General features: G+C 37.2%; 8 protein-coding genes. 3 read left to right on the forward strand and 5 right to left on the reverse strand.

Annotated elements, in window-relative coordinates; all coding sequences use genetic code 11:
* Positions 1-116 precede the first annotated feature (116 nt).
* From IGJ18_RS09860 to IGJ18_RS09870, 3 genes are all read right to left on the reverse strand, one after another.
* On the reverse strand, positions 117-1,895 hold the full coding sequence (locus tag IGJ18_RS09860; RefSeq protein ID WP_010718540.1) for an ABC transporter ATP-binding protein: 1,779 nt from the start codon (positions 1,893-1,895) through the stop codon (positions 117-119).
* On the reverse strand, positions 1,885-3,645 hold the full coding sequence (locus IGJ18_RS09865; RefSeq protein WP_034700948.1) for an ABC transporter ATP-binding protein: 1,761 nt from the start codon (positions 3,643-3,645) through the stop codon (positions 1,885-1,887). Before IGJ18_RS09865 ends, IGJ18_RS09860 begins: the two co-directional genes overlap by 11 nt.
* A 174-nt stretch (positions 3,646-3,819) precedes the next feature.
* On the reverse strand, positions 3,820-4,044 hold the full coding sequence (locus IGJ18_RS09870; protein WP_010718542.1) for a YneF family protein: 225 nt from the start codon (positions 4,042-4,044) through the stop codon (positions 3,820-3,822).
* Between the two features lie 238 nt (positions 4,045-4,282).
* Here IGJ18_RS09870 and IGJ18_RS09875 point away from each other — a divergent pair, with 238 nt between their 5' ends.
* Entirely contained in the window at positions 4,283-5,860 is a 1,578-nt protein-coding gene (locus IGJ18_RS09875) for an Nramp family divalent metal transporter (RefSeq protein WP_081128035.1), read from the forward strand.
* A gap of 245 nt (positions 5,861-6,105) precedes the next feature.
* Here IGJ18_RS09875 and IGJ18_RS09880 read toward each other — a convergent pair whose 3' ends face one another.
* Positions 6,106-7,005 carry a deoxyribonuclease IV gene (locus IGJ18_RS09880; protein ID WP_081128037.1) on the reverse strand — a complete coding sequence of 300 codons (900 nt, stop codon included), beginning with the start codon at positions 7,003-7,005 and terminating at the stop codon, positions 6,106-6,108.
* 292 nt (positions 7,006-7,297) lie between these two features.
* Between IGJ18_RS09880 and IGJ18_RS09885 the strand changes: the two genes are divergently transcribed.
* Positions 7,298-9,643: a transglycosylase domain-containing protein gene (locus IGJ18_RS09885; protein WP_081128039.1), complete on the forward strand. Its 2,346-nt coding sequence runs from the start codon at positions 7,298-7,300 to the stop codon at positions 9,641-9,643.
* Positions 9,644-9,834: 191 nt separating this feature from the next.
* A complete protein-coding gene (locus tag IGJ18_RS09890) occupies positions 9,835-11,592 on the forward strand; it encodes an IS1182 family transposase (protein WP_438843282.1) in 1,758 nt (585 codons plus the stop codon).
* Here IGJ18_RS09890 and IGJ18_RS09895 read toward each other — a convergent pair.
* On the reverse strand, positions 11,511-13,892 hold the full coding sequence (locus IGJ18_RS09895) for a hypothetical protein (protein WP_438843283.1): 2,382 nt from the start codon (positions 13,890-13,892) through the stop codon (positions 11,511-11,513). The genes IGJ18_RS09890 and IGJ18_RS09895 overlap by 82 nt on opposite strands.
* Positions 13,893-14,030 lie beyond the last annotated feature (138 nt).

Here is a 14,030-nt window from a genome sequence, read left to right on the forward strand (position 1 = left end):
CTATTGTTCAAGGTACTCTACTTCTGATACTCAATAAAATTGTCTTTATTAAAAAAACAGAGAAAAAGAAGATGATTTCCTCTTTTTCTCTGTCTGATTACTTCTATTTGGAACAACTATTCACTTTGGAGTTTATACATATCAGCATACAGTCCTTCTTTTACTAGCAACTCCTGGTGGGTTCCTTGTTCAACGATTTTTCCTTTATCCAAGACAAGAATGAGTTCTGCATCTTTGATCGTTGACAAGCGGTGCGCAATCGCAATAGTGGTTCTTCCTTGACGCATCTTTGCTAATCCTTCTTGGATCAACCCTTCTGTCTCGGTATCAATATTGGCAGTTGCTTCATCTAAAACCAAGATTTTAGGATCAGTAACAATGGTTCGTGCGAATGTGATCAATTGTCGTTGTCCACTAGAATAACTTGCGCCTCGCTCAATCACTTTTGAATGATACCCATTTGGTAATTCATTAATAAAGCGATCGGCTTGGACAAATTCTGCCGCTGCACGTATCTGTTCATCTGTGATCGCTGGATCCATCATACGTATATTTCCTGCAATATCCCCATAGAATAGAAAAGCATCTTGGAGAACTAACCCCATTTTTTTACGAAGTTCAGCAATCGGATATTCTCGAATATCACACCCGTCAATTAAAATCTGCCCTTCATAAAATTCATAAAAACGCATCAATACATTGATGATCGAACTTTTCCCACTGCCAGTATGACCGACTAATGCGACAGTTTCACCAGGATTGGCAACAAAAGAAATGTTGTTCAACACTTTATTTTTTCCATCATAGGAAAAGCTGACATTACGAAATTCAATTTTCCCCTCAGTGATGGTTTTGTTTGCTCCTTCATGTTGCTGTGGTGCGTATTCTTCTGTGTCCATGATTTTTAAGATTCTGCTACCAGCGACGATTCCGTCAGTGAATATACTTAAGAAATCCATCATTTGAGACATCGGATTGAAGAACCCTTGGACATATGTGGTGAAAGCATAGATCAGCCCAACTTCCACTGGTGATTTTAAGGCATCTAAGCCAAAAAGTGTCAGTGCCCAAGCAATGGCTAATGCATATAAAAAGCTGATAATCGGGCTCAATAACAGCGAATTGGTTTTGATCATAGCGTATCGTGTATTGAGATAATCCGTATTGACCGCTTCAAATTCGTTTGCTAACCGTTTTTCCTGCCGGAATTGCTGAATGATCCGCATCCCTGAAATGGATTCATTTAATTTAGTATTCAACTGACTTAACTTTTCTCGCATATTACGATAAATCCGAGAACTAAATTTTTGATAATACCAGATCACGACTCCTAGAACAGGTAAAAAAAGCAACAGCCATAAAGCAATGCGTCCGTTGATTTGAAACATTGCAATAAAGGAGGAAACTACTGCGAAAATGCCTGTCAATACCATCAGAAAAACATACCAAAATTCAAAAAGCGTTTCGGTGTCATTCGTGACTCTTGAGACAGTCGAGCCGGCTGGTGTCTGGTCAAAATATCTCATTCCCAATGTATGCAATTTTTCAAATAATTTTATACGGATATATTGATAGGTTTTAAGCGAAGCATTGGAATACAAATACCATTGGAAAAACCAGATGATACTTTTGACGATGACCCCAAATAAATACAAGCCTGCAAAAAATAAAATCACTTGTGTCGTAGCAGATTGTTTGGCTAAATATTCATCCATAAAGGTTTGAATGATTCGAGGTAATAGGACATTGATTACTGACAATCCCAAAGCAAACAGGATGGCAATGATGAAAGTCGCTTTAAAGGGTTTAGCAAAATGCAACAAGCGTTTAATGATTTGCTTTTGCTCTCGCAATGGAATGGATTTTGACCATTCGGATTGATAGTTATCTTCCATCATTTTCTCCCCTTTCAATTTTGGCTTCTAACTGTTGTTTTTCCCACATTTGTTTGTACCAACCACCTAAAGCCAATAGCTCGGCGTGACGGCCACGTTCAACGATCTGTCCTTTGTCAATGACGATGATTTCATCAGCATGCATCACACTGCTTAGTCGATGAGCGGCAATGATCGTGGTTTTACTTTGACGAATTTCTTTTAAATTTCGCAAAATTCTTTCTTCTGTTTTAGCATCCACTGCCGACAACGCATCGTCAAGGATCAATAACTCTGGATTTTGGATCAATGCTCTGGCAATCGAGATCCGCTGTTTTTGTCCACCAGATAAGGAAACCCCCCGCTCACCAACTAATGTTTCATACCCCTTCGGTAATTCTTTGATCTCTTGGTTGATTGATGCTAACGAAGCAGCAGCTTCCACTTCTTCGTTAGATAACTTAGGATCAGAAAAACGGATATTCTCACGAATCGTCATTGAAAACAAAAAATGATCTTGTGGTACATAGCCAATAGAATGTAAAAGAGCATCTAAGGAATATTCTTTGATCGAACGACCACCAAATTTGATTTGTCCTTGATAGTCATCATATTCACGCATCAGCAACTTCATGATCGTGGTTTTTCCAGCACCAGTTTTACCAACAATTCCTAATGTATCCCCTTCTTTAATTGCAAACTTGATTTGTTCCAAGGCGGGTAATTCTTCTTTGGGATAATGGAATTGCGCGATCTCTACATTTAATTCTCCTTTTGCGGGTGTCTTCACTGCACCAAGTTGTTCGACGATATGGGTCTTCTCATGTAAGAGTTCATTCACTCGGTCATAAGAAGCATTTCCTCTTTCCAGAACATTGAACAACCGACCAATAGCAAACATCGGCCAAACCAACATTCCAATGTAACTGATGAAGGAAACCATTTGTCCAATCGTGATCGTGCCATCTAGCACATATTTACCACCCAAGATGATCGTTAAAACATAAGATAACCCAATGATCAGCGTGATAAACGGATCAAACAAAGCATCTAAAAAGTTGACACGTTTATTCTTGGTGATTGCCTGTTCGATTTTTTCTTGAAAATCTGCCAGATCTTCCTGCTCTTGCCCAAAAGTTTTGATTACTTTAATCCCAGTAATACTTTCTTGCGTTTTGTCGTTGATACTGGAAAAAGCTTCTTGTGATTCTCGAAAAGCATCATGTAGTTTTGATCCTAATATCCTTGAAGTAACAGCTAATAGCGGCAAAGGGATCAGAGCAAGCAAAGTCAAGCGCCAGTCAATGAAAAGGATCATGGCAATGATTGTGGTTCCACCGGTAATGACCGAATCAGCAAATGTCAAGATGCCTGCTCCTGCCACATTTTGAATCGCATTTAAATCATTGGTCGCATGTGCCATTAAATCACCTGTACGATATTTTTGATAAAACATACTATCCATACGGGTGAAATGGATAAACAAACGCTGACGTAATTCCTTCTCTAACCTCGCTGCACTTCCCCAAATATTCACCCGCCAAATGAAACGAAAGAGATACTGTAAAATAGCAGATCCGATTAATACAGCGATCCAAAAGACGATAAATCGCATGGAGAGATTCTTATCTGCAATCTCATCGATGATGATCCCGATTACTTTAGGCGGAACTAACTGAACCAAGGCAACACATAATAAAGAAAAAACGCCGATCACATAGTGCTTCTTTTCTTGTTTAAAAAACCAACCCAACTTCCTAAAAATAGACATATTTTTCCTCCTTTTTAACTCCCATCAACCTCTTTTTCTCTTAAAAATTTAGTCAGTGTCACTCATTTTTCTCACTAACTACACAACCTTGTTTTTAATCGCTTCCATAAATCCATCTAACAAAAAAAGCGAGCTGAAATCAATCAGCCCGCTATGATTTGTCCAATGAAAACCCTATTTTTTCCCTTGGTTTTTCATTTGTTGCATCATCTGACGAATTTTCTTTTCAGATGGTTTTTGCCCCATTGACATCATCATTGATCGTAACATGTCCTCATTAACGGGAGGATTTTTTTCTAAATAATCTTTCATATATTTACGCGCAAAAAAGAATCCACCGATTGCGCCGATTAATAAAGCAATAACTGCGATAAGTACGACTATTCCTGTTTTTACCATATAAATCTCTCCTTTCTATTTCCGAATTGCTCTCAATGACTTATTTTACTAAAGTTTTCCCAAAAAAGAAAGGCGTTTTCTTTAGTTTTGGCTAAAAAGTTTATTTTACTGCTTTCCTATAACTTCGCCAAATAGAAGCTTAACCATATATTTTTTTTAGGCAAACCGAATAAATTGCTTTCAATTTTTTTGATGCAGGTGTAGAATGGTGTCGTGAAGAAAATGAGAGGTGATTTTTTTGAGTAATCAATTCCATAAACAAAAATTGATTGAACACACCAACGGCTTATCTTTAGCTGAAGTGAACGGAACAGTCAAAGTTCCTAAAGGGAAAAGTTTTTTTAAAACATTATTAGCTTATTCAGGTCCTGGCGCACTCGTTGCGGTAGGTTATATGGACCCAGGAAACTGGTCGACTTCTATTACAGGAGGTCAAAACTTTCAATATTTACTGATGTCAGTCATTCTTTTATCCAGCTTAGTCGCTATGCTTTTGCAATATATGGCAGCAAAACTAGGCATCGTTAGTCAAATGGATTTAGCCCAAGCCATCCGAGCCCGTACAAGTAAAACACTTGGTGTGATTTTGTGGGTGTTAACTGAATTGGCAATCATGGCAACCGATATTGCAGAAGTAATTGGGGCCGCCATTGCCCTTTATTTACTTTTTGATATTCCATTAGTAATTGCCGTATTTATTACTGTTTTTGATGTTTTTGTTTTATTGATGTTAACTAAGATTGGCTTTCGTAAAATTGAAGCGATCGTCGTTTGTTTGATCTTTGTCATTTTATTCGTTTTTGTCTACCAAGTGGCTTTGTCAAATCCCGACTGGAAACATTTATTTGCTGGCTTTGTTCCTAATAGCAAAACGTTTGCTGATTCACCGATGATTGGTGGTGAGACACCATTGACAGGTGCATTAGGAATCATTGGCGCAACTGTCATGCCTCATAATTTGTATCTCCATTCTGCAGTCTCACAAACGAGAGAAATCGATCGGAAAGACCCAACCGATATCGCTCGAGCTGTTCGTTTTACAACTTGGGATTCTAATATTCAATTAACTATGGCTTTTTTAGTCAATGCTTTACTTTTGATCATGGGCGTTGCAGTATTTAAAAATGGTTCTGTGCAAGACCCATCATTTTTTGGGCTTTACGAAGCATTGTCTAATCCTTCTGTTATGAGCAATGATGTATTGACCACTGTAGCAAAATCTGGCATTTTATCTACATTATTTGCTGTTGCCCTTTTAGCTTCTGGACAAAATTCTACGATTACTGGAACACTGACAGGACAAGTGATCATGGAAGGCTTTATCCACATGCGTATGCCGATTTGGTTACGTCGTTTGGTCACACGTCTCTTGTCTGTCATCCCTGTTTTACTCTGTGTCCTCTTTACCAGCACGAAAGGAACGATCGAAGAACATACTGCTTTGAATCATTTGATGAACGAATCTCAAGTATTCCTTGCATTTGCGCTTCCTTTTTCAATGATTCCATTATTGATGATGACAAATAGTGAAGTAGAGATGGGGAAACAATTTAAAAATAATCTATTCGTTAAATCTTTAGGCTGGATCTCCGTAATCAGTCTGACATTCTTGAATTTACGAGGGTTGCCTGGACAAATCGAAAGTTTCTTAGGTGATCAAGCAACTACCAATGAATTGATGTGGGCAGACAATGTGGCCTACTTGATTATCTTTGCTGTCTTAGCCTTATTGTGTTGGACGATCGTCGACTTGTATAAAGGGAACAAAAGATACGCAGAACGTTTGCAACAACTAACCGTCCAAGAAAATAACTAATAAAAAGATTAGATGATAAAAAAGTTGTTCCTTAAGTGTCCAACTTTAAAAAATAAGCCAAAGAATCCCGAAATGGTTACTCAGGGAAATTCTTCGGCTTATTTTAATTCGTATAACTACATTCAACAACTTTTATGTCCATTTGTTGAAATGTCTTCGTGAAGCAAATGAATCACGTTTTTTACTACTAATATCATGTAGGTTTTGCACAGATCCTACAATCAAAACTTTAAGGTTTCATTTGTTTATTCATTCACTGCTGCTAATAATTCTGGGAAAGCTTCTGGATCAAAGTGTTTTTCTTTTAACATAGCAATTTCTTTTCCATATGGTGCATAGGCCGTTTTTTTCTCTTTCCCTACATAAGGGGTTTCTAAGATTTTGGCAATATCTGAAAACATCGGTTCATGTACGATTTCTTTCAGTGCATCAAAACCGATCGTCCCGAAACCAATATTAGCATGACGATCCTTATGTGACCCTTGAGGATTCTTCGAGTCATTGATGTGTAACACTTTCAATCGATCCAAGCCGATTACTTTATCAAATTCTGTCATGACACCTGAAAAATCATGACACACGTCATAGCCTGCATCGTTCGTATGACAAGTATCAAATGTCACAGACAATTTTTCATTCAAAGTCACGCCATCAATGATCTGCGCTAATTCTTCAAATGTCCGACCGACTTCCGTCCCTTTACCAGCCATTGTCTCTAAAGCAATTTGTGCAGTCTGTTCTTTCGTCAAAACTTCATTCAACCCTTCAATGATTTTGGCAATACCTGCTGCGGCACCTGCACCGACATGGGCACCTGGATGTAAAGTGATCTGGGTTGCTCCTAAAGCCTCCGCTCGGACGATCTCTTCTCTTAAAAATTGAACCGCAAAAGGAAACATCTCCGGTTTAATCGTATTTCCCAAATTAATAATATAAGGTGCATGAACCACTATATCAGATAATCCATGTTCCTTCATATACGCTTTCCCCGCTTCGATATTCATGTCTTCAATTGCTTTACGTCTAGTATTTTGCGGTGCTCCAGTATAAATCATAAAGGTTGAAGCACCGTAACTTGCAGCTTCTTCTGCTGCCCCTAATAGCATTTTTTTCCCACTCATGCTTACGTGTGACCCTAATAACATAAAATTCTTCCTCTCCATAAAAAGTGAGTCAATGATCGAAATCCTTATCAAGCCATATTCCATTCATTGATAATCACTCTAAATAAGCTAATCTTTTTCTATTTTAACTGAACATATAGTGAAAGGAAAGTTTACGACTCGAAAACCGGTCTAGTGCTTTAAGTTTCTCGTTCACTCTATCATTCAGAAAAAGAAAGTTGAAATAATCCTTATAAAAATCACCATATCTGTTTTTTTGTTCCATTATTTGCTATAATTAGCGAAATAAAACTATTAGTTGAGGTGAACCCTTTTGCCACGTAAAGATACTCGGAAAAAGCAACATCGAAGGAAAAAGCAAAAATGGTTGGGATTAAACATCGCTTTTGGTGTCTTCCAATCACTGACTACTTTTATCGTCGTCCTTCTTCTGCTACTGGCAGCCCTTGGTGTTGGTATCGGAGCTGGTTATTTTGCCTATCTTGTTGAAGATACCGAAATACCATCCAAAGCAACCCTGCAATCAGAGCTTGGCAACATTACAGAAACATCTAAACTTGTTTATGCTGACAATTCTGAAATATCAAAGATCCAAACTGATTTAATGCGGACAGCCGTTCCTTCAGATCAAATTTCGCCTTTATTGAAAACTGCAATCATTAGTACTGAAGATGAGTATTTTGAGCGACATAACGGCTATGTACCAAAAGCTGTTTTGCGTGCTTTATTTTCTGAAGCAACTGGTATCGGTTCTTCCGGTGGTTCCACGTTGACTCAACAGTTAGTCAAACAACAAATCTTAACTGATGAAACAACATTCAAGCGAAAAGCAAATGAAATTTTATTAGCAGCACAAGTCGAGAAACACTTTTCCAAGAATGAAATTATTTCTATGTATCTAAATGTTTCTCCATTTGGTCGAAACAATAAAGGACAAAATATCGCTGGTGTACAAGAAGCAGCGAAAGGAATCTTTGGTGTTAATGCCAAAGATGTCAACTTACCACAAGCTGCCTTTATCGCAGGCTTGCCACAAAGTCCGATCACTTATAGTCCTTACACAAATACTGGGAGTTTAAAAGAAGACCTTTCAGCAGGATTGAATCGAAAAGATGTGGTTCTATTCAGCATGTATCGTGAAAATAAAATCACAAAACAACAATATGAAGAAGCGAAAGCTTATGATCTCACGAAAGATTTCTTACCACAACAGATTGCTGAACAAAGTGATCGTGAGTTTCTATATTATACCGTTATGGGTGAAGCCACAGAGATCATCACTAAACAATTAGCTGAAAAAGATGATGCAGATTTATCTGATAGTTCAGTCTATGATGCCTACTATCAAAAAGCACAACAAACGATCCAAAACAAAGGTTATACGATCCATTCAACGATCGATAAAAATGTTTATGCGGCAATGCAAGAAGCAGCAAAAAGTTATGGTCATCTATTAGACGATGGCAAAGCCACACAAGTTGAGACAGGAAATGTCTTGATGGATAATAAAACTGGTCGTATCTATGGTTTTGTTGGTGGTAGAAATTATCTACAAAACCAAAATAATCATGCTTTTGACACCCAAAGACAAGCTGGGTCTTCGATTAAACCAGTACTCGTGTATGGTCCAGCCATCGATATGGGGCTCGTAGGATCAGAATCACGTGTTTCTGATTACGCAACTACCTGGCAAGAAGGAAGTAACGCAGGAGAAAAAATCGTCAATGCAACGAATGAAGGTTCTAATACCTTCCAAACGATTCGAGAATCTTTGGAATGGTCTAACAATATCCCTGCCTATCATTTATATCAGGATGTTTTAGAAAATGGTGGTTCTAAACAATATGCTTATGAAAATTACTTGGCAAAAATGAATTATCCAACCAATGATAATTGGGGTGTTGAGTCTGCGCCGTTGGGAACCGTTGATGTAACGACTTTGGAACAAACCAATGGCTTCCAAGCTTTGGCTAATGGCGGGGTCTATCAAGAAGGTTATTTGATTGATTCAATTACTGATAACTCAGGAAACGTCATCTACAAACATGAGGAAAAACCTGTAAGAGTGTATTCTGAAGCTACAGCATCAATTATGAATGATATGATGCGTAGTGTAATCACTGCGAAAATCACGACACCTTTTAAAGATGATATTACTGCTTTAAATCATGAACTGGGACAAGCGGATTGGATCGGCAAAACAGGTTCAACAAATGACTACCGTGATTCTTGGCTGATTGTTTCAACGCCATCTATTACGATCAGTAGTTGGGCAGGTCACGATGACAACACTGGAATGGACTCAAGAGCCCGATTACGTTCTTCTAGCTATTTAGCCAATCTCATTAATCAAGTATACCAAGCAAATCCAGCGGTGTTCGGGACAAAGGATAAATTTGAATTATCTTCTGATGTCTCCAAGAAAAAAGTAGCATCCTTTACAGGACAACTTCCTGGTAAAGTTACTGTTGATAAGAAAACCATCGAAACGCCAAGTCAGACAGTTGAATCGCTTTGGGCAAAAAATGGTCCAAAAAAATCAACATTCAAGTTTGGTGTCGGTGGAACGGATGAAAACTATAAAAACTATTGGGGAACTGCTTCATCCTTTGCTCGAGCGCATCCAGCAAAAAAAGAAAATGATAAAGAAAAAGAATAACTCAGACTTTGTCAAATAATATTGATGAAACGTACCAACATTATTTGACAAAGGACCTAAAAAAGAGAGTGGGACAATAGTCAGAAAAAAATCTGATTATTGCCCCATTTTTTTTTGATTTTAAGGTACACAAAAAGCACACAACCTTGTATGATTAAAGTGCCTAAACAAAAATCAAAGGAGTGTGCCTTATGTTTAAAAATTATACCATCAACCAAACAACTTTACCACTAGATGTAGAACATTATATTCCAGAAACGGATGTTGCCTTTGCGGTTCACTCGTTAGTAGAAGCAATCCCGCAAGCGCTCTTCAACCAAATTGAACAACAGCTGGGACGTCCAGCCTATCACCCCAAAATGATGTTGAAAATTCTTCTTTATGCCTACACGCAACGTGTTTTTTCTGGCAGAAAGATCGAATTTTTATTAGACGATAGTTACCGTATGCGTTGGCTAGCCAATCATGAACAAGTGAGTTACCGCACGATCAATCGATTCAGAAGTCAGGAAACGACAGCTCAGCTTCTAGCAGAGGCTTTTGTGTTGTTTCGCCGTCAACTGATAACCAATCAAGTGATAGATAATGAAGCCATCTTCGTTGACGGTACGAAAATTGAAGCAGACGCCAATAAGTTCAGCTTTGTTTGGCGTAAAGCCACCACTCGGTGTGAACGGTTGTTAGATGAAAAATCAGAAGCTTTTTATCAAACGCTTTATCAAGAGGAAATTCTTCCTTGCTTAAAAGAAGAAAGTCAATCCGATGGATTGACGAGCGACCAGTTAGAAGAAGTCGCTCATCATTTAGAAGCTGAACTCCATGAAACACAAGTACAATTAACACATGAAAAATGCAAAGAAAAGCAAAGTCAACTAAAGAAAAAAAGAAGAATGTATAAAAAATATCTCCGACAGGTACAAACGGATTATCTGCCAAGAAAACAAAAGTATGAACGGTATGCTCAACTATTTCAAGAACGAAATAGCTTTTCAAAAACAGATACTGATGCCACCTTTATGCGGATGAAAGACGATTATATGCGAAATGGACAGCTCAAGCCAGGTTATAATTTACAAATCGCCACCGAAAATCAGTATGTTTTGAGCTATGAATTATTTCCAAATCCCACAGACACCAAAACATTGAATCCATTTTTAGACAGTTTTTTAGACCGACATAAGGAGTTACCGGAGTACATTGTGGCAGATGCAGGGTATGGTAGCGAAGAAAATTACATGTATATCAACGATGTTCTACATAAAACTCCCTTAATTACATATGGCAGTTATCACAAAGAAAATAAAAAGAAGTACAAGGATAATCCGTTTAACGTGGAGAATTGGCGTTATCTTGAAGAACAAGACACCTATATTTGCCCAGCGAATCGTCCGGTACCGTTCAAAAATTATAGTCGCAGAAAAGATAAAGGTGGCTTTATTCGAGATTTCAAAATCTATGAATGTGAGGATTGTCGGAACTGTTCAGTTCGTCGTCAATGTACGCGTGCGAAAAGTGAACAAAAGCGAAAAATTCAAGTAAATAATAATTGGCGCTATTTCAAAGCAGAATGCAGAAAAAAGCTTTTAGAGGAGAAAACTGGTTCGATTTATCGGAAACGAAAAATTGATGTCGAACCCGTGTTCGGACATCTAAAGGCTCATTTGGCGTTCCATCGTTTCCATTTGCGTGGGAAACAAGGAGCAACGATTGATATTGGTTTGGCACTGATGGCATTAAATTTAAGAAAATTAGGAAAATATATGGAGAGGAAAGTGCGCAAAACAGAAAAAATAAGTTCTATTTTGACAATAAACATCAAAATCGAACTTATTTTCTTTTTGAGAAAGAACTATTGTCCCACTCTCTTTTATCTTGTTAATTTTTCAGTAGCGCCCATACGCTTTTTTTCTTGCTGTTTGACTAAGTTCATTGCTTTATTCCTTTTTTGATCCACTGTTTGCTGTTGATGAGTATTTTTATCTGTAGTCGGTGAATATTTAGACTGATTTAGATCATTGATAGCAGGTTTGCTTTTTTCTTTTTCATATGTGACTGGTTCCCATACCCCAATTTCAAACCACAGCGGGTTCGTTTCACTTGATTTCTTTAGGTTATCTGACTGTTGGTCATTTCCATTGATATTCATTGAGGGCTCAGCTTTTTCTAAATATAGGCTGGTTCCTTCTTTGAATTTAGGAGCAGTCAAGCTTTTAAAGGTGCTAGGGTTAAAACTATTTAGATCATTGGTAGCAGGTTTGCTTTTTTCTTTTTCATGTATGACTGGTTCCCATACCCCAATTTCAAACCACAGCGGGTTCGTTTCACTTGATTTCTTTAGGTTATCTGACTGTTGGTCATTTCCATCGATATTCATCGAGGGCTCAGCTTTTTCTAAATATAGGCTGGTTCCTTCTTTGAATTTAGGAGCAGTCAAGCTTTTAAATGTGCTAGAGTTAAAACTATTTAGATCATTGGTAGCAAGGTTGCTTTTTTCTTTTTCATGTATGACTGGTTCCCATACCCCAATTTCAAACCACAGCGGGTTCGTTTCACTTGATTTCTTTAGGTTATCTGACTGTTGGTCATTTCCATCGATATTCATCGAGGGCTCAGCTTTTTCTAAATATAGGCTTGCATCATCTTTGTCTTTTCCTTTAAAGTCACCTGATTGCCGGTTATCCCCTTCTTTGACAGTCATCACTTGCTTACTTTCGATTTCCCTACAATAATCGCTATTGTTTTCTCTATTTGGCTCTTCAGGACTTTGCATTTTACTTTCATCTTTATTCCAATTGGTTCTTTCGCTACTGTTCGTTTGTACTTCTATCCATACTTGTGGGTCATGCTGTTTTTGTTTCTCTTCTTCCAAACGTATGCTGTCAACCCTTTTTTGATTACGTTCCTTTGAAGCTTCACGTCCTTTTCTCCTTTTGTTGACAGGGTCTAATAACTCAATAGATTGATTGTTTTGAAATTGGAAGACTGTATCATTTTCCATGCTTTTTTTCAAAATATCGTTAAAATTGTCTCTAAACCGTCCATATATTTGACTTACTTTCCTACTAATGCTAACTAAAATAGCATCGATTTTACTGTCAGACAATTCACTTTTTTTCAAAGTAGAAAGATATTCAAAAGAATAACTTTCCGTATGTAAACCTATATGTTTTGCTAAGATATAACCAATCGCTTCTGATTTAAAATATTCTAATTGGTCTGGATAATCGGTACTAGTCCCTCTTGTCTTATGTATGGCTGAACGCATAAAGTTACTCAATGTTTGTTTATCATTCATCCCTGATTGAATCTCGATTGGCATACTTTTAAATTGGTTAATACTTTGGAACAAAATTTGGTAGAGAGATGAATCAACTGTTTGATTCCCTACATAGTATGCTGGTCTGGGTATTTCTTGCTTTTCCGCTAATTCACTAACATCGAAAACCTGTACTAGAAAAGAGGCTGTTAGTTTACTTTTTGTTTCTTTGTCGAAACGTACTTCTGTATGGTCTCTATAAAGTGCCTCTGGACCCAGTTTTAATTTTTTTTCTAGTTTCTTCCATTCCTGAGCCTCGAGAGCCAATTGGACATCTGGTTTTTGGGCGATCAGGTTTTGGGTTATTTTTGAGTGTTGCCAAGGAAGATGCGCTGTAACAGATAAAAACTTAATAAAATTATCCTCTTCTAGAAAAGTTGAAAGTTGTTTTTTTCGATACGTTTCAATCCCTTCCCTATCCCCCCGTTTATTCAAGCTTTGTATACTTTTATCGTCTATTTCCTCATTAAACCTAAGATTTAGTATATATTCAATTCCTTCTGGAAATAAGTCAATTGAGTTAACCAACTTATTACCACGTTCATTAATATGATGTGCCATACTTACAAAATAATAAAATTTTTCTATGATCTTTTCTTTATTTTCTTCTATAAACGGACGATATAATTCCATTCCCGGATCCTTAGTTACTATTACCAGTGAAGAATCAAGATACAAGGAATGATTAAAAACAAAACCTGGAGTACAGCGACGATTGTTCTTGTACTTCTCTTCCATTACTGGCAATGGATATACAAACTCTGTAAAAATTTTCTCTGTAAAAGATTTAATAGGAATATACCAATTTCTCCTATTTCTTTCCAATGCAAGATATGTCCTATTTAAATTTTCTAATGTTATTTCTTTGTACTTTGAAGTTTTTAACTCATCGTAAACATCAGGAAGCAGTTTCACAAAATAAATATCTGACATTTATAACTTCTCCTTACAATTTAGATTTTCTCTTCTGATAGAGATTCCATTTCATTATACGGAATAAAAAGCTAAAATTTGTCCAAGTTTTTACAAAAAAAATAAATAGTTGTTCTTGTTAACTAGCTAAAAGCTTCA

It is taken from the genome of Enterococcus sp. AZ078 (assembly GCF_051714985.1).
Taxonomy (GTDB): Bacteria; Bacillota; Bacilli; order Lactobacillales; family Enterococcaceae; genus Enterococcus_B; species Enterococcus_B hirae.